Genomic DNA, 16,284 nt, shown 5'->3' with positions numbered 1-16,284 from the left:
GCCGCGAACGGCGACAGGCGCCGCGAACGGCAAGACGACGAGCGGGGCGGTGCGCAGGGCGCGCCGCCCCGCTCCGTCTGCGCTCAGGCGGCCGAGTTCGCGGCGATCGCCGCGCGGAGCACCCCGTCGGCCGCGTCGAGGGCGGCCGGGGCGGCGGCCGCGGGCAGGCCGGTGCGCAGCACCAGGATCGCCTGCTTGACCGAGCCACCCACGGCGGCGAGCGCCTCGCTCGCCGTGTCGGCGTCGACCTCCGCGAGCGCCATGATGGTGCGCACCGAGCGCGCGTGCAGCTTGCGGTTCGTGGCCTGCAGATCGACCATGATGCCCTGATAGGTCTTGCCGAGCTTGATCATCGAGATCGTCGTCAGCATGTTCGCGACGAGCTTCTGCGCGGTGCCCGACTTCAGCCGCGTCGATCCCGCCACGAACTCCGGGCCCACGACGACGTCAATCGCGATGTCGGCGATGGCGCCGATCGCCGAGGGGGCGTTCGAGGCGATCGCGATCGTGAGGGCCCCGCGCTCGCGCGCGTACCGGAGCCCGCCGACGGCGTAGGGCGTGCGGCCGGAGGCGGAGATGCCGACGACGACGTCGGCGGGGCCGACGGCGAGCTCGGCGAGCTGCGCGGGCGCGCCGTCCTCGTCGTCCTCGGCGTTCTCGACGGCCTCGCGGATGGCGGTGTCGCCGCCCGCGATGAGGCCGACGATGAGCGCGGGGTCGGTGCCGAACGTCGGCGGGCACTCGCTCGCGTCGAGCACGCCGATGCGTCCCGCGGTGCCCGCGCCCAGGTAGACGAGGCGCCCGCCGCGGCGCATCCGCTCGACGATGCCGTCGATCGCCCTGGTGATCTCCGGTGCCCGCGCCGCGACGGCCTCCGGCACCCGGCGGTCCTCCGCGTTCATCGCGAGCACGAGCTCCTCGGTGCTGAGCAGGTCGAGGTCGCCGCGCTGCTCCGCCTGCTCGGTCGTGAGCGTGGCGAGCTCGTCCATCAGCGCCTCGAGCTCGTCGGCGCCCAGAACGGGCTCGCTGCGATCGGCCGCCGGTGACTGGGGCATGACAGGCTCCTGGAGGGTCGGGCCGATCCGCTCGGCCATGTAAAGAGTCTACGGTGGATGCGCAATTAATGTAACTGATTTTCGAGACGCGCAGCGCTCCGGGCGCCGAGCCGGGGTCGCGGCGGGCATACTTGGAGCGACCGACCGGCCGAGACGGGGGACCAAGTGAGCATCCAGTCGACGATCGACGCCGCCGCGGCCTCGCTCTCCCCGTCGCTCGCCCGCATCGCCGCGGTCGTGCGCGACAACCCCTCGATCGTGATCGACAACACGATCAACGAGCTCGCCGCGGCCTGCGACACCTCGGTCGCCTCGGTGGTGCGTTTCTGCCACGCGATCGGCTTCGCCGGCTACGCCCCGCTGCGGATGGCCCTCGCCACGGAGCTCGGCCGGCAGTCGGCGCAGTTCGTCGGGCAGGCCGACTTCGGGGCCGACCTCGGCCGCGACGACACCCTGCCGCAGATGGCGGCGAAGCTCGCCTCGCTCGAGATGCTCGCGATCGAGGAGACCCTCGGCGATCTCGACTTCGCGGTGGCGGAGCGCGTGGTCGACGCGCTCGACGGGGCGTCCCGCATCCTGCTGTACGGCGTCGGTGCGAGCCAGTTCGTCGGCGAGGACCTCGGGCACAAGCTGCTCCGCCTCGGCCGCAACGCGGTCGTGCTCTCCGACCCGCACGAGGCCGTCGCGGCGGCGTCGCTGCAGATCCCGGGCACCGTCGCGATCGGCTTCTCGCACCTCGGCGAGACGGTCGAGTGCGTGCGCTTCCTCGAGGTCGCCGCGGAGAGCGGGGCGACGACGGTCGCGCTGACCGCGGTGAAGGACTCGACGATCGCCCGCACCGCCGATCACGCCCTCTTCACCGCGGTGCGGGAGACGGCCTTCCGGGCCGGCGCGATGGTGAGCCGCATCGCCCAGCTCGCCGTGATCGACTGCCTCTTCGTCGGGGTCGCGCAGCGCCGCTACGACGAGACGGTCGAGGCGCTCCGCCGCACCCGCGAGGTCACCCGGGCGCTGCGCGGTCGCTGAGCCGCGACCGACGGGCGGATGGCCGGTTGCGACGGTCGTCGCCCGGCCTCGTTCATTGCGATCGTGTAAACCATCTCCAATCAGATCGACAGGAATGAAAATTCTTGCCATACTGATCGAGCCGGCGACGTTCGCCGGCGAGGAAGGACGACGACGTTGAGCACCCTCGACCAGGCGATCGAGATCCGGCCGTTCCGCTTCGGCGACGGCCGCGCGATCCCTGCGGCCTGGACCGCCGCAGCGCCCCGCGACGGCATGACCGAGGGGCGCTTCCGCGACCTCGTGCTGCTCGACCGCAACTTCGACGAGCGCGGGCTCTTCGTGGCCGAGCGCGCCGGGCGGGTCGTCGGCGCCGCCTACGCCGTCCGCCGTCGGGTCGCGCATCACGGCGACGACCTCGAGCCCGACACCGGCTGGCTGCCCTTCTTCTTCGTCGTGCCCGGCGAACGGGGACAGGGCCTCGGCCGCGAGCTCGTCGGCCGCGCCCTCGGCTGGCTGCGCGACGAGGGCGCCCGCCGGGTCGTCTTCTCCGCCTACACCCCGAACTACGTGCTGCCCGGCCTCGACGCCGAACGCTACCCCGAGGCATCCGCCCTGCTCGCCTCGCTCGGCTTCACCCGCATCGAGCACCCGAGCGCGATGGACCGCTCCCTCATCGGCTACGCGATGCCCGAGGACGTCCGCGAACGCGTCGACGCGCTGCGCGCCGAGGGCTGGACCCTGGACTCCCCGCAGAACGACGACCTCGTGCCGCTCATCCGCATCGCCGGCGACGCCTTCAACTCCGACTGGGCGCGCGCCATCCGCGAGGGCATCGTCGCCGGCATGCCGCTCGAGCGCATCATCATCGCGAAGAACCCCGCGGGCGAGGTGCTCGGCTGGGCCATGCACGGCACCTACGAATCCGTCATCGAGCGCTTCGGCCCCTTCGGGGTGCTGCCGGAGAGCCGCGGCACCGGGCTCGGCAAGGTGCTGCTGCACCTCACGCTCGAGCGGATGACCGCCCTCGGTGCGCACAGCGCCTGGTTCCTCTGGGCCGACGAGGGTTCCACCGCCTCGGCGCTCTACGCGAAGACCGGCTTCGCCGCGACCCGCACCTTCGACATCCTCGCCGCCGAGCTCGCCTGAGCGGGCCGGCCACATCGCAACGAAAGGACTGACGTGAGCAGCACCGTCATCGCCGTCGGCGGCCACATCGGCGACATGGAACTCACCGCGGGCCCGACTCTCGCCAAGGTCGTGCTCGAGGGCGGCCGGGCGATCATCGTCGACTGCACCTACGGCGAGCGCGGCCACCCCGTGCTCGCGCCGAGCGTGTACCGCGAGCAGAAGCTCCGCGAGGGCCGCCACTTCGCCGACTCGATCGGGGCCGAGTTCGTCGCGCTCGACTACTCCGACGGCTTCCTGCCGGACTCCGAGGAGGTCGCCGAGCAGATCGCCGCGATCATCCGCGAGGCGAAGCCCGACATCCTGATCACCCACTGGCTGCACTCCATGCACCGCGACCACGAGCGTGCGGCCCAGGCCGCGCTCCGCGGCGCCTTCCTCGCGTCGATCCCGATCGAGGAGATCGAGGCCGAGCGCCACTCGGTGCCGACGATCCTGCACGCCGAGAACTGGGAGGACATGGAGGGGTTCGAGGCCGACACCTACTTCGAGATCCCCGAGGAGGCGTACCAGCGCTGGCGCACCGGCATCGACGAGCACGCCTTCGCGCGCGGCGAGACGTACGGCTTCCGCTTCATCGACTACTACTCGGCACTCATGCAGGTGAAGGGATGCCTCGCCGGCGTCCCGCGCGCCGCGGCGTTCAAGTCCGCCGGCACCGAGAAGTTCGCACTCGCCGGCCCCTGAGCCCGCGCCATCGCCTCCAGCACCACCCCCGACAGAAATGAAGGAGACCATGAAGAAGTCAGTCCTTGCGACGGTGGGCCTCGGCCTGTCGCTCGCGCTCGGCCTCGCCGGATGCTCCGCCTCGACGGGCGATGCGGAAGGGGGAGCACAGGAGCTCACCTTCCTCACCCATTGGGGTCCCGACCAGGTGAAAATGCTCGAAGCCGCCGGTGACGCGTTCACCGCCGACCACCCCGACATCACCATCAAGGTGCAGGCGGTGCCGTTCGGCAACCTGCTCTCCACCCTGCGCACCCAGGGCGCCTCGGCCGACGGCCCGGCCATCGTCGGCATCTACGACGCCTGGCTGCCGGAGCTCGTCCGCGACGGCCTCGCGGCGCAGGCGCCCGACGACGTCGCCGCCGACGTCGAGGCGAACTGGCCCGCCGGCGTCGTCACGGCGGCCTCGCAGCAGGGCGCCGTCTACGGCATCCCGAACGAGATCGACCTCTACCAGCTGAACTACAACACGAAGCTGTTCGACGCGGCGGGCATCGCCGAGCCGCCCGCCGACTGGGACGCCCTCGTGAAGGACGCCGCCGCGCTCACCACCGGCCAGCAGCAGGGCATCGGCTTCATCACGAACTGGAACTCCGGCGTGGTGCATCCCTTCCTGTCGCTGCTCGCCTCGAACGGCGGCTCCTTCCTGAACGAGGACGGCACCAAGTCCGCGCTCGACAGCCCGGAGGCCCTCGAGACGGCGGAGCTGTACCAGCAGCTCGTCGACGCCGGCTCGACCGACCCGGCGAAGTCGCCGGCGAACGCGAACACCACCGGCCCGTACCTCGACGCCTTCGTCAACAACCAGACCGGCATGATCATCATGGCGAACTGGTGGGAGAGCGCGCTGAAGGACGGCATGGGCGACGGCTTCGCGAACGTCGCGACGGCGCCGATCCCCGTCGGCCCGAGCGGCACCGAGTCGTCCTCGATCTCGTACTCGTGGATGACGATGGTGAATGGCAAGGCGAGCGACGCCAAGCAGGAGGCCGCCTGGAAGTTCCTCAGCTACCTGAACGGGCCCGACTCGGGCGAGGCCGGCTCCTCGGCGATGGCGGACATCCTCGTCTCGATGGGCATCCTGCCGAGCCGCACCTCCGACCTCGAGGCGCACCAGGCGCAGCTCGAGACGCCCTTCCTCACGTCGTACGTCGAGCAGCTCGCCCAGGCGACGCCGTTCCCGACCGTGCTCGGCGGCCCCGCGGCGACCGACGCCCTGCAGCGTCAGCTCGAGGCGCTGATCAACGGCCAGATCGACGCGAAGACGGCCATGGCGAACGCGGCGAAGGACGTCGACGCGGCGCTCGCGGCCGCGCAGTAGCAGTATTCGAGGTGGGGGTCGCCGCCCGGCGGCCCCCACCGTTCCCCCGAGAGGCCCGTGTGACCACCCTGCAGACCCCGCCCGCGACGGCGGGTGCCCCAGCGGCCGCGCCCCGCGCGAGCCGACCCGCCCGCAGACGACGCGGGCAGGGCCGCTGGTCGGCGCTGTTCCTCAGCCCGGCCCTGCTCATCATCGGCGTGTTCACGCTGATCCCGATGCTCATGACGGTGTGGATCAGCTTCCACCGCTGGTCGATGTTCACCCCCATCACCGAGATGAGCTGGGTCGGCCTCGACAACTACGGCCGGCTGTTCGCGGACTCCGCGCGCGTGCAGGCGATCTGGAACACCGTCGCCTACGTCGGGCTCTCGGCGCTCATCACCGTGCCGCTCGCGTTGCTCGTCGCGTTGCTGCTGTACTTCCCGAAGATCAAGGGCAAGGGCGTCGTCCGCGTCATCCTGTTCGCGACGTACGTCATCCCGACGATCGCGATCGTCATCATCTGGGGCAACATCTACGCCCCCGGCTACGGCCCGCTGAGCGCGATGCTCGGCGCGATCGGCATCCCCGCGCCGGGCTGGCTGAGCGACCCGAGCTGGGCGCTCGTCTCCCTCGTGATCTTCAACGTCTGGCAGATGCTCGGCTACTACGTCATCCTGCTCATCGCGGGGCTCACCCAGATCTCCGAGGAGCTCTACGAGGCGGCGAAGATCGACGGCGCCGGCATCGTGCGGCAGACCTGGTCGATCACGATCCCGTTGCTGCGGCCCTCGCTCGTGTTCGTCGCGCTGATGACGTTCATCAACTCGATCCAGGTGTTCGATCCCATCTACCTGCTCACGCAGGGCGGACCGGCGAACTCCACCAACGTGGTGTCGTTCGAGATCCAGCGCACCGCCTTCCAGTACGGCATGGCCGGCGAATCCTCGGCGCTCGCCGTCTCGCTGTTCATGATGATCGTGGTCGCCGGCGCCGTGCTCGGCATGGTCATGAAGGGACGCAAGCGATGACCGCCGTCACCGAGAAGCCGATCCCCGTCGAGCGGGCGCGCCCGGTGCAAGGCCGCCGCCGGCGGCGGAACCCCTGGACCACGGCGCTGCTCTACGCGCTGCTCGCCGTCGTCGTGCTCATCCCGCTGTTCCCGCTGTACTGGCTCGTGATCTCGGCGTTCAAGACGCCGGCGGAGTTCGCGCAGATCCCGCCGACGTGGTTCCCCGCCTCGCCGACGATCGACCCGACCGTCACCGCGCTCACCGAGGTGCCGTTCCTGCAGTCGATGATGAACAGCATCATCATCGCGGGCGGCTGCACGATCTCGGTGCTGGTGACGAGCATCTTCGCCGGCTACGTCTTCGCGAAGCACCACTTCCGCGGGCGCGACCTGCTGTTCTGGTCGGTCGTGGCGACGATGTTCCTGCCGCCGATCGTGACGCTCGTGCCGCTCTACTACCTCGTGTCGAGCATGGGGCTGAGCGACACCTACCTGGGTGTCATGCTGCCGTGGCTCGCGAACGCCTTCGGCATCTTCCTGATGCGGCAGTTCATCATGGACATCCCCGACGAGCTCATCGAGGCCGCGCGGCTCGACGGCGCCGGTGAGTTCCGCATCGTCTGGCAGTTCGTCGTGCCGCTGCTGAAGCCCGCGATCGTGACGCTCGCGGTGTTCATGTTCGTGTACAGCTGGAACAACTTCCTCTGGCCGCTGTCGATCCTGCGCTCCGACGCGCTGTACCCGGTCGTGCTGACGCTGAACCGGCTGATGTCGTACACGATGAGCTTCGAGTACCAGAACGTCGTGCTCGCGGGCGCCCTCATCGCCTCGCTGCCGACCCTCATCGTGTTCATCGTGACCCAGCGGGTGTTCGTGCAGGGCATCGCGGCGAGCGGCATCAAGGGATGACCCCGGCGGCCGCCGGCTTCGTCGTCGGCATCGACATCGGCGGCACCGGCAGCCGCGCGGCGATCGCCCCGCTCGGCGGCGGACCGCGATTCGAACTCGCCGGGCCCCGCGTCGCGGTCACCGCCGACGGCAGCACCGCCGGCGAGCTCGCGCACGGCCTGCTCGCCGGCCTCCGTGCGGCGCGGCCGGCCGAGTTCGCCGCCGTCGCCGGCTGCGGGGTCGGCGCGACGGGCCTCGCGAGCCTCGTCGCGGATCCCGCCGCGCTCGCCGCGTCGCTCCGTGCGTCGCTCGCCGATTCGGGCGCCGCGTCGGGCGAATCGGGCGGGCGCGTCGGCGGCCCGGCGCCCGCCGTGGCCGTCGCGATCGACGCCGTGACCGCCCACCTCGGCGCACTCGGCGGCGAGTCCGGCGCGATCGTCGCGCTCGGCACCGGCGCGATCGCCTTCGGCTCCGACGGCCGCGAGATCTGGCACCGCGTCGACGGCTGGGGCCACCTGCTCGGCGACCGTGGCGGCGGCGCCTGGATCGGACGGCGCGCCCTCGAGGCTGCGCTCCTCGCGCACGACGGGGTGGATGCCTCGGGCGCCGCGCTGCTCGCGGCCGCACGGGCCCGCTTCGGCGAGCCCGCGAGCTGGCCGGCGCAGCTCTACACCCGCGACGACCGGGCCGGGGTGCTCGCGGGCTTCGTGCCCGACGTCGTCGCGCTCGCCGCCGACGGCGACGGGGCCGCGCTCGCGATCGTGTCGGCTGCGGGGGCAGAAGCCGCCCGCAGCGCGGCCGCCGCGCTCGTGCCCGGACTCGCCCCGCGGGTCGCCGCGACGGGCGGCCTGTTCGGCGCCGGCGGGGCGCTGGTCGAGCGGTTCCGGGCGACGCTCGCCGAGCTGCGACCGGATGCCGAGCTGCGCGCGCCGGCCGGCGACCCGCTCGACGGCGCGCTGCGGCTCGCCGAGCGGGCGGCGCGGGGCGAGCTCGTCGCCCGCGCGCCGTCGCTCTGGCTCGGCTGAGGCGCCGGGCGGCCCGCGCCATCCGCCCCACCCGCGCCATCCCCGCCCGCGCCCCGATCCCCACCCGCGCCCGATCCCTACCCATGCCCGTGAAGTCACTTTTTGCGGGTGGCGGGCGCTCCAGACCCGCAAAAAGTGACGACACGGTGGGTGTAGGGCCGGCTCAGGCGGAGATCGCCTGGCGGAGCCCCTCGACGAGCGAGGTCGTCGGCCGGCCGATGAGGCGCGCGAGGGTGCCGTCGGCGTTCGCGAGCACGCCGCGGCGGATGCCGTCGTCGATCCCCGCGACGAAGCCGGCGGTGCCCGCGTCGAGGCCGGCGGCCTGCAGTGCGGCGACGTGCTCCTCGCTCGACACCGGGGTGTACACGACCTCGCGGCCGGTGAGCTCGGATGCCGCGGCGGCGAGCTCCTCGTACCCCCAGGCGTGCTCGCCGGAGAAGTCGTACACGGCGCCGAGGTGGCCGTCCTCGGTCAGCAGCACCGCGAGCCCGGCGGCGAGGTCCGCGCGGGTCGCGCTCGCGACCTTGCCGTCGCCGACGCTCGCGACGATCGTGCCCGACTCGGCGGCCTGCTGCACGTCGCCGACGTAGTTCTCGGTGTACCAGTTGTGGCGGGCGATGACGGCGGGCACGCCGGACGCGACGATCGCCTCCTCGGTCGCCTTGTGGTCGGGCGCGAGCACGAACTCGGCGGTGGTCGCGTTCGGCACGCTCGTGTAGACGAGCTTCGCGACGCCGGCAGCCTTCGCGGCGTCGATGACGTTGCGGTGCCCGGCGGCGCGGGCGCCGGGGGCGCTGCCCGAGATCAGCAGCACGGTGTCGACGCCGTCGAGCGCGGCGGCGATCGTCTCCGGGCGGTCGTAGTCGAGTACGGCGGTGCGCACGCCGCGCTCGGCGGCGGACTGCAGCTTCGCCGTGTCGCGGGCGGTGGCGACGAGCTCGGCGGGGGCGACGCCGCGCTCGAGCAGCGCGTCGACGACGAGGCGGCCGAGCTGGCCGGAGGCGGCGGTGACGAGGATGGTCATGCGATGGTCCTTTCGGAAGCGCCGGCCTCTCCGGCGTCACCATGGGCCAACCGGATGCCGCGACATCCGCATTCCTTCCGGAGGGTACCCACTTTTCGGTAAGGTACCCACATGCAGGTAAGTCTTGCGGATCTGCGCATCGAGCGCCCGAAGATCTTCACCCACGGCTGCCCGACCCGCGTCGTGCTCGACCACGTCATGAGCCGCTGGGGCGTGCTCGTGCTGCTCGCCCTCAGTGAGGGCACCCTGCGGTGGGGCGAACTGCGCCGCGAGGTCGACGGCATCAGCGAGAAGATGCTCGCCTCCACGCTGCGCACGCTCGAGGCCGACGGCATCGTGGTGCGCACCTCCTATCCCGAGGTGCCGCCGCGCGTGGAGTACTCGCTGAGCCCCCTCGGCGAGGAGCTCATGCAGCGCATGCTGCCCCTCGTCGGCTGGGTCGCCGAGCACGCCGAGGGCATCGTCGAGCAGCAGCCCTGACCTGCCGTCCCTCCCGCCCCTCCCGCCCCTCATGACGTCACTTTTTGCGGGTGCCGGGGCTCGCGCACCCGCAAAAAGTGACGTCATGAGGGGCGGGAGGGTGCGCAGGCTGGCGGATGGCGCGGGGTGGATGGCGGCGCGCGGGCTCAGGGGGTGGCGAGCTCCCGGTCGATGGCGGCGGCCATGAGTGCCCCGGGGGCGGGGAGCAGGGCCGGATCGATCCGCTGCGCTCCGGCCACGCCGAAGGCGATGAGCAGCAGGCGGCTCGCGGCGGCCGTGCGGTCGCCCGCGCCGGGCAGGCGCGCGGCGAGGGAGCGTTCGAGCGCGCGGTAGCTCTCGGCGAAGGCCCCGGCGAAGCGTTCGTCGCTCTGGGCGTGGCGCCAGGCATCCGCCCACCGGGCGAGCCCGGCGAGGTCGCCGTCGGCGAACGGGGCGAAGAACGCGTCCACCGCGGCCCGGCCCGGGGTCGGCGTCTCGAGCTCGTAGGCGGTGCGCTCGCGCTCGACGTAGGCGAGCCAGGCCTCGGCGGCGAGCTCGGAGGTGCTCGCGAAGCGGTGGTGCACGAGCCCGGGGGAGACGCCGGCCTCGCTCGCGACGGCGCGCGAGGTGACGGCGGCGAGGCCGTCGCGCTCGAGCACGCGAACGGCGGCGTGCAGCAGCTCGGTGCGTCGTTCGTCGTGCGACAGGTAGCTCACCCTCGAATTGTACACGCGCCCAAAACTGCTCTAGCGTGAAGTTGGGCACATGCCCAATTCAAGAGAGGAGTGCACTCATGCGCGCGATGACCCCAGCGGAGATCCGCGGGTCGATCCGGAACACCGACGAACGGGTGCGCCGCACCATGCTGCTGCCGCGCGCCCTCGGCGAACTCGACTGGTCGGCGCGGGACGTGCTCGCCTGGCGCGATGGCCGGGCTCGCCACCGCGGCTACCTCGTGCGCTGGGCGGCGACGCCCTCGGGACCACCTCGGCCGGAGGGGCTGCTGCTCACGATCGCCCGCGCGCCCGGCCGGCCCGACCGGGCCGTGATGTGCACCTTCTGCCGGTTCACCGCCCGGTTCGAGGAGGTGGCGATGTTCACCGCGCCGCGCGCCGGTGCGGCGGGGCCGCGCGGAGACACCGTCGGCGTGCTCGCGTGCGAGGACCTCGGCTGCCACGCCCGAGTGCGGCAGCCGCCGCTGCGCGGTCCGCTCGATCCGCCGGTCGAGGAGATCGTCGCGGCCCGGGTCGCGGGCCTCGCCGAGCGCATCGACGCCTTCTTCGCCGACGTGCTCGGCTGAGCCGCCCTGCCCTGCCCTGCCCTGCCCTGCCCCGCCCTGCCCCGCCCCGCCCCGCCCCGCCCCGCCCCGCCCCGACACACACGCGATTCGCACGACGGATGCCTCGGCGCGCCGGCGCAGAGGGGGCGCCGAGGCATCCGTCGTGCACCTCGTACGCGCCCGGCGCCCGCACGTCGGCGGGAGCTGCGAGCATGGTGTGGTGACGCCGACCGACCCCGCCGACTGGCGCGCGGCGCTCGACGGACTCGTCCCAGCACGAGACCCGGGCGCGCGCGGCGCGTCGGCCGCACCCGAGGGGCGTGCGTCAGCCGCGGCGGGCAGGCAGATGCCGACCCCGCTCGCGCTGCAGTTCGAACTGCGGCACCGGCTCGAGCTCCGCCCGGGGCAGTGGCGCGGCCCGAAGGACGAGCCGGCCACCCGCCTCGCCCAGGTCGATCGGCTCGCCGCCCGGCCGATGACGCGCGGCGCCCGCGGGGCCTGGGTGAAGCAGGGGCTCACCTGGCAGAACGTCGCCTACCAGGGCGAGGCGGGCGGCTACGACCCGGTGCACGCCCGCTGGTTCGCCCAGTTCGCGCTGCTGAAGGGCGGCAACCCCGGCGTCTACACCCCCTACGGCTCCGACTGGATCACGCTCGACGAGTACGAGAGCCCCGTGCTCTGGGCGCTGCTCGCCGAGGCGGTGCGCCTCGGCATCCCGCTCGTGGGCGGCGAGGCGACCCCGACCGTGCACGTGCTCGGGCCCGCCGAGCTCGGCCTCGACGCGAGCGCCGACGACGGCGGCCTCAGCCTCGCCCCGGTGGCGCGCTTCGCCGGCCCGCGGGCGCCGGCCCCGGTGCCGCTCACCGGGGTGCGGACGATCGGCCGGCACGGCCTGTACCGCGCCGCCTTCGAACGGGGCGCGATCGAGCTGGCCCCGTTCGCCGCGCCGCCGTCGGCCGCGCAGCTCGCACTCCTCGAGTGGCCCGATCCCGTGCGGGTCCCCGCCGCCGAGCTCGCGGAGTTCACCCGCACGCACTACTTCGCGCTCGCCCAGGCGGTGCCGGTGCAGAGCGCCGACGGCAGTTTCGAGCCGCCGCCCGCCCCACCGGCCGAGCTCGTGCTGCAGCTGCGCTACGAGACGGGCGACGTCGTGCGCGTCGCGTGGAGCTGGCGCTTCGCCGACGGCCGCGTCGCCGAGGCGACCGCAGCCGACGCGGAGGATGGCGAAGGCCGGGCGGATGCCGAGCGCGACCCCGACCTCGTCGCGCGCGTGCTCGACGTGCTCGGCTGGGTGCCGTTCGAGGCGGTCGTGCTGCGCGGCATCGACGCCGCGCGCTTCGTCGCCGAGCGGCTGCCCGAGCTCGAGCGCCTTGCCGAGACGCGGCGCCTCGTGATCGAGGAGCGCGGCGAGCGCCCCGACTACCGCGAGCTGCTCGACCCGCCCGAGCTGCGGGTCACGATGGTCGAGTCGCCCAAGACCGACTGGCTCGACCTCGGCGTCGTGGTCACCGTGAACGGCAAGCCGGTGCCGTTCCTGCCGCTGTTCCGTGCGCTCGCGCAGGGGCGCAAGCGGTTGCTCCTCGTCGACCGCAGCTACCTGTCGCTGGAGCTGCCCGTCTTCGACGAGCTGCGCGCGCTCATCGCCGAAGCCGAGGGGCTGGTCGAGTGGGAGGCGGGCCTCAGGATGCCGCGCGAGCAGGCGCTCGCCCTGTACGCGGACTTCGAGGATCTCGCCGAGTTCGAGGGGCCCGCGATCGCCTGGCGTGCGCTCGTCGCCGCGGTCGGGGCGCCCTCGGAGGGCGCGGATGCCTCGGCCGCGCCGGCCCGGATCGAGCCGCCCGCCGGGTTCGCGGTGCCGCTCCGGCCGTACCAGCTCGAGGGTTTCCGCTGGCTGGCCCGCATGCGGTCGGCGGGGCTCGGGGCGGTCCTCGCCGACGACATGGGGCTCGGCAAGACGGCGCAGGCGCTCGCGCTCGTCGCCCACGGCGTGCAGGAGGGCTCGGGTCCGTTCCTCGTCGTCGCGCCCACCTCGGTGGCGTCGAACTGGGTCGCCGAGGCGGCGCGCTTCGTGCCCGGCCTCCGCGTCGCGCGCCTCACCACGACCGAGCGCGCGGGGCGGCCGGGCATCGCCGAGGCGGCGGCCGCCGCCGACCTCGTGGTGACGAGCTACGCGGTGCTCCGGCTCGAGGCGGCGCGCTTCGCCGAGGTGGCGTGGGGCGGGCTCGTGCTCGACGAGGCCCAGTTCGTGAAGAACCCGAAAACGCGGGTGCACGAGGCGGCCCGGGCCATCCGCGCGCCCTTCGTGCTCGCCCTCACCGGCACGCCGATCGAGAACCACCTCGACGAGCTGTGGGCGATCCTGCGCCTCGTCGCACCAGGGCTCTTCCCGAGCCGGCGCGGCTTCGACGAGCGCTACCGCCGCCCGATCGAGGACGACGGCAACGCTGAGCGTCTCGCGAAGCTGCGGCGACGCATCCGCCCGTTCCTGCTGCGCCGCACGAAGGAGCTCGTCGCGCCCGAGCTGCCCGAGAAGCAGGAGCAGACGATCGCCGTCGAGCTCTCGGCCGCCCACCGGCGCATCTACGACGCGACCCTGCAGCGCGAGCGGCAGAAGCTGCTCGATCTCGTGAAGGACGAGAGCGGCCGCTTCATCCTCTACCGCTCGCTCACCCTGCTGCGCATGCTCGCCCTCGACCCCGGGCTCATCGACCCCGCGCACGACGGCCTCGGCTCGGCGAAGCTCGACGCGCTGCTCGAGCAGCTCGAGGAGCTCATCGCCGAGGGGCACCGGGCGATCGTCTTCAGCCAGTTCACCTCGTTTCTCGCGCGCGCCGCGGCGCGGCTCGAGGGGGCCGGCATCCCCTTCGCGCTGCTCGACGGTTCGACGCCGGTGACGCGGCGGGATGCCGAGGCGGCCCGGTTCCGGGCGGGGGAGGCGCAGGTGTTCCTGATCAGCCTCAAGGCGGGCGGCTTCGGGCTGAACCTCGTCGAGGCGGACTACGTGTTCCTGCTCGACCCGTGGTGGAACCCGGCCAGCGAGCAGCAGGCGATCGACCGCGCGCACCGCATCGGCCGCACCGAGCGGGTGATGGTCTACCGGCTCGTCGCCGCCGACACTATCGAGGAGAAGGTGCTCGCTCTGCAGGCACGCAAGGGCGAGCTGGTCGCGGGGGTGCTCGGGGCGGGGGCAGGGGGGTCGGAGCAGGTCGACGCCGAGGGCCGGGGCGAGGCATCCGAGTCCGACGCGCTCGGCCCCGACGACGTCGACTTCGCCGAGGCACGGTTCAGCGCGGACGAGCTGCGCGCCCTCCTCGACGGCTGAGCCCGCCTCCGGCCCTCGCTCACCGCACGACGTCAGTTTTCGCGGGTGCCGAGTGCTCACGACCCGCGAATACTGACGTCATGCCCCGGGGTTGGGGTTGGGGTTGGAGCCAGGGCGCGGGCGCCGGCGGCGGGGTTCCTCGATGCCGAGGTGCACCCGGGTGCGCTTGCGCTCGATGACGATCATGAGCGAGCCGAGCGCCCAGAGCGGCAGCTGCGTGAGGAACGCGATCTTGAACGCCTCGAGCGAGTAGTTCTCGGGCGTGCCCGCGCCCTGCAGGTCCATCGCGAGGCCGATCAGGAAGATCGCGATGAGCGCCGCGATGAAGCCGCCGCCGTTCACGATGCCGTTCGCCGTGCTGAGCCGGTGGCTCGGGTTGTAGGTGCGCGCGTGGTCGAAGGCGATCATCGAGGCCGGTCCGCCCGTCGCGAGCGCGAGCGCGAGCCCGAACAGCAGCCACAGCGGCGTCTGGCCCGGCCACACGATGACGGCGATCCAGACCACCGCCTGGATGCCGACGATCGGCAGCACCAGCAGACGCGAACGGCGCATCGGATGCCGACTCGAGAGCAGCCCGATCACCGGACCGACGATCATGCCGAACACGACGAAGACGCTCACGATGAGCGAGGCGGTCGCGGGGCTCAAGCCCTGCCCGCTCGTGAGGAATGGGAAGCCCCAGAGCATCACGAATGCGGTGCCGGCGAACGGCGTGGTGAAGTGCGACCAGAACGCCAGCCGGGTCGCGGGGTGCCCCCAGCTCTCGCGGAATCCCTCGCGCAGGTCGGCGGCCGAGGTGACGACGCGGATCGCGCCTGTCTCGGTGTTGACCGCGATGTCGGCGTCGCGGCCGGGCGGCCGGTTGCGGATGACCCCGAACGTCAGCACGGCGAAGAGCACGCCGAGCCCGGCGAGGCTGCCGAAGGCCACCGACCAGCTCGTCGCGTGCAGCAGGGCGGCCATCGGCAGCAGCGCGAGCAGCTGGCCGAGCTGGCCGACGATGCCCGTCATCTGCACGATGAACGGCGAGCGCTGATCGGGGAACCACGTCGCGACCACGCGCAGCACGCTCGGGAAGATCGCCGCATCGCCGGCCCCGAGCAGCATGCGCGCGAAGATCGCGATGCCCACGTTCGGCGCGAAGGCCATCACGAGCTGGCCCGTGGCCATCAGCAGCATGCCGATCGTGATGATCGGCCGCGCGCCGTAGCGGTCGAGCAGCAGGCCGACGGGGATCTGCATGAGCCCGTAGACCGCGAGCTGGATGACGGCGAACATCGACAGCGTCGAGGCATCCGCCTGGAAGCGCTCCGCCGCGTCGACGCCGACGGCGGAGAGGGACGTGCGGTTCGTGACCGAGACGATGTACGCCGCGACGCCGACCGCCCAGACGACCCAGATGCGCCAGGGCGCTGCGGCGGCGACGCGGGTCACCATCCGATGAGCTTCGTGGGGCGCACGCGGAGCACGGCGGAGTAGTCGCTCGTCATCCGGTCGAGCGACCAGCCGAGCCGATCGAGCCCGGCGCGGTACTTCGCGAGATAGGGCTCGCCGAGCCGCTGCATCCACTCGGCCGCGGACTCCTCGCCGAGCTCGGCGACGCCCTGGAACACGGTGACGTCCTCGCCCTCGGCGTCGGTCTCGAAGTGCACGAGCACCTTCGGGTCGCGGCGCACGTTGCGCGTCTTCACCGAGCCGGGCTGCACGAGCACCTGGATCGTGTCGCCCTCCCAGAGGAACCACACCGGCACCGCGTGCGGGAAGCCGTGCCGATCGATCGTGCCGAGCCAGGCGACCTCCTCGGTGCCGAGCCGTGCGAGCGCCCGGGCGTGCACGGGGTTCGCGGGATCGAACGCGAAGGGGGCGGGCGGCTCGTGGGACGTGGATGGTGAAGCTGGCATCTGGTGGGGACCTCCGCGTCAAGCCTCGCAGCCCGGCCGGGGCGAGGCAAGCGAGGCGGAGCGGCCGCGCCAGTTCGGTGTTGCGGAATGCAACGGGCGA

Annotated in this window: 15 protein-coding genes; 10 read left to right on the top strand and 5 right to left on the bottom strand. The window is 72.8% G+C overall.

The features are described 5' to 3' along the window. Positions 1-83 precede the first annotated feature (83 nt). Positions 84-989, bottom strand: a complete 906-nt coding sequence (gene murQ / locus ACFWE1_RS05830; RefSeq protein WP_376933073.1) for an N-acetylmuramic acid 6-phosphate etherase — start codon at positions 987-989, stop codon at positions 84-86. 231 nt (positions 990-1,220) lie between these two features. On the opposite strand from murQ, the gene ACFWE1_RS05825 reads away from it, so the two are divergent. From ACFWE1_RS05825 to ACFWE1_RS05795, 7 genes are all read left to right on the top strand, one after another. Then, the gene (locus tag ACFWE1_RS05825; protein ID WP_376932532.1) at positions 1,221-2,081 is read left to right on the top strand and encodes a MurR/RpiR family transcriptional regulator; all 861 of its coding nucleotides are present in this window, start codon (positions 1,221-1,223) and stop codon (positions 2,079-2,081) included. A 156-nt stretch (positions 2,082-2,237) separates the two neighbouring features. Next, positions 2,238-3,209: a GNAT family N-acetyltransferase gene (locus ACFWE1_RS05820; RefSeq protein ID WP_376932531.1), complete on the top strand. Its 972-nt coding sequence runs from the start codon at positions 2,238-2,240 to the stop codon at positions 3,207-3,209. 33 nt (positions 3,210-3,242) lie between these two features. Next, a complete protein-coding gene (locus ACFWE1_RS05815) occupies positions 3,243-3,935 on the top strand; it encodes a PIG-L deacetylase family protein (RefSeq protein WP_376932530.1) in 693 nt (230 codons plus the stop codon). Positions 3,936-3,984: 49 nt separating this feature from the next. Next, positions 3,985-5,295: an extracellular solute-binding protein gene (locus tag ACFWE1_RS05810; protein WP_376932529.1), complete on the top strand. Its 1,311-nt coding sequence runs from the start codon at positions 3,985-3,987 to the stop codon at positions 5,293-5,295. A gap of 59 nt (positions 5,296-5,354) precedes the next feature. After that, positions 5,355-6,305 (top strand): carbohydrate ABC transporter permease, encoded by a 951-nt coding sequence (locus ACFWE1_RS05805; RefSeq protein WP_376932528.1) that lies wholly within the window; start codon positions 5,355-5,357, stop codon positions 6,303-6,305. Next, the gene (locus tag ACFWE1_RS05800; RefSeq protein ID WP_376932527.1) at positions 6,302-7,195 is read left to right on the top strand and encodes a carbohydrate ABC transporter permease; all 894 of its coding nucleotides are present in this window, start codon (positions 6,302-6,304) and stop codon (positions 7,193-7,195) included. Before ACFWE1_RS05805 ends, ACFWE1_RS05800 begins: the two co-directional genes overlap by 4 nt. Then, a complete protein-coding gene (locus ACFWE1_RS05795; RefSeq protein ID WP_376932526.1) occupies positions 7,192-8,199 on the top strand; it encodes a BadF/BadG/BcrA/BcrD ATPase family protein in 1,008 nt (335 codons plus the stop codon). Before ACFWE1_RS05800 ends, ACFWE1_RS05795 begins: the two co-directional genes overlap by 4 nt. 163 nt (positions 8,200-8,362) lie before the next feature. On the opposite strand, the gene ACFWE1_RS05790 is transcribed toward ACFWE1_RS05795, so the two are convergent. Then, a complete protein-coding gene (locus ACFWE1_RS05790) occupies positions 8,363-9,223 on the bottom strand; it encodes an SDR family oxidoreductase (RefSeq protein ID WP_376932525.1) in 861 nt (286 codons plus the stop codon). Positions 9,224-9,334: 111 nt separating this feature from the next. On the opposite strand from ACFWE1_RS05790, the gene ACFWE1_RS05785 reads away from it, so the two are divergent. Further along, positions 9,335-9,703, top strand: coding sequence for a winged helix-turn-helix transcriptional regulator (locus ACFWE1_RS05785; RefSeq protein ID WP_376932524.1), 369 nt, complete (start codon positions 9,335-9,337; stop codon positions 9,701-9,703). Positions 9,704-9,849: 146 nt separating this feature from the next. Here the strand turns inward: ACFWE1_RS05785 and ACFWE1_RS05780 are convergent, their stop codons facing one another. Then, complete coding sequence (locus ACFWE1_RS05780) at positions 9,850-10,398, bottom strand: TetR family transcriptional regulator (protein WP_376932523.1); 549 nt, start codon at positions 10,396-10,398, stop codon at positions 9,850-9,852. Between the two features lie 77 nt (positions 10,399-10,475). Between ACFWE1_RS05780 and ACFWE1_RS05775 the strand changes: the two genes are divergently transcribed. Both ACFWE1_RS05775 and ACFWE1_RS05770 read left to right on the top strand, forming a co-directional pair. Beyond that, the gene (locus ACFWE1_RS05775; protein WP_376932522.1) at positions 10,476-10,982 is read left to right on the top strand and encodes an FBP domain-containing protein; all 507 of its coding nucleotides are present in this window, start codon (positions 10,476-10,478) and stop codon (positions 10,980-10,982) included. Positions 10,983-11,181: 199 nt separating this feature from the next. Then, positions 11,182-14,283, top strand: a complete 3,102-nt coding sequence (locus ACFWE1_RS05770; protein WP_376932521.1) for a DEAD/DEAH box helicase — start codon at positions 11,182-11,184, stop codon at positions 14,281-14,283. Positions 14,284-14,361: 78 nt separating this feature from the next. Here the strand turns inward: ACFWE1_RS05770 and ACFWE1_RS05765 are convergent, their stop codons facing one another. Next, a complete protein-coding gene (locus tag ACFWE1_RS05765; RefSeq protein ID WP_376932520.1) occupies positions 14,362-15,720 on the bottom strand; it encodes a nitrate/nitrite transporter in 1,359 nt (452 codons plus the stop codon). After that, on the bottom strand, positions 15,714-16,184 hold the full coding sequence (locus ACFWE1_RS05760; RefSeq protein ID WP_376932519.1) for a TIGR03618 family F420-dependent PPOX class oxidoreductase: 471 nt from the start codon (positions 16,182-16,184) through the stop codon (positions 15,714-15,716). The genes ACFWE1_RS05765 and ACFWE1_RS05760 overlap by 7 nt, the downstream gene beginning before the upstream one ends. Between the last annotated feature and the right edge of the window lie 100 nt (positions 16,185-16,284).

It is taken from the genome of Agromyces sp. NPDC060279, from assembly GCF_042726785.1.
GTDB lineage: Bacteria > Actinomycetota > Actinomycetes > Actinomycetales > Microbacteriaceae > Agromyces.
The sequence above is the reverse complement of the archived record's forward strand: the minus strand, read 5'-3'. Positions and strand labels throughout refer to the sequence as shown.

Excerpts from the sequence above, each read along its gene's own strand:
- murQ (WP_376933073.1), bottom strand. The coding sequence starts at position 989 with ATGGACGAGCTCGCCACGCTCACGACCGAGCAGGCGGAGCAGCGCGGC.
- ACFWE1_RS05810 (WP_376932529.1), top strand. The coding sequence starts at position 3,985 with ATGAAGAAGTCAGTCCTTGCGACGGTGGGCCTCGGCCTGTCGCTCGCG.
- ACFWE1_RS05800 (WP_376932527.1), top strand. The coding sequence starts at position 6,302 with ATGACCGCCGTCACCGAGAAGCCGATCCCCGTCGAGCGGGCGCGCCCG.
- ACFWE1_RS05795 (WP_376932526.1), top strand. The coding sequence starts at position 7,192 with ATGACCCCGGCGGCCGCCGGCTTCGTCGTCGGCATCGACATCGGCGGC.
- ACFWE1_RS05790 (WP_376932525.1), bottom strand. The coding sequence starts at position 9,223 with ATGACCATCCTCGTCACCGCCGCCTCCGGCCAGCTCGGCCGCCTCGTC.
- ACFWE1_RS05785 (WP_376932524.1), top strand. The coding sequence starts at position 9,335 with ATGCAGGTAAGTCTTGCGGATCTGCGCATCGAGCGCCCGAAGATCTTC.
- ACFWE1_RS05775 (WP_376932522.1), top strand. The coding sequence starts at position 10,476 with ATGCGCGCGATGACCCCAGCGGAGATCCGCGGGTCGATCCGGAACACC.
- ACFWE1_RS05765 (WP_376932520.1), bottom strand. The coding sequence starts at position 15,720 with ATGGTGACCCGCGTCGCCGCCGCAGCGCCCTGGCGCATCTGGGTCGTC.
- ACFWE1_RS05760 (WP_376932519.1), bottom strand. The coding sequence starts at position 16,184 with ATGCCAGCTTCACCATCCACGTCCCACGAGCCGCCCGCCCCCTTCGCG.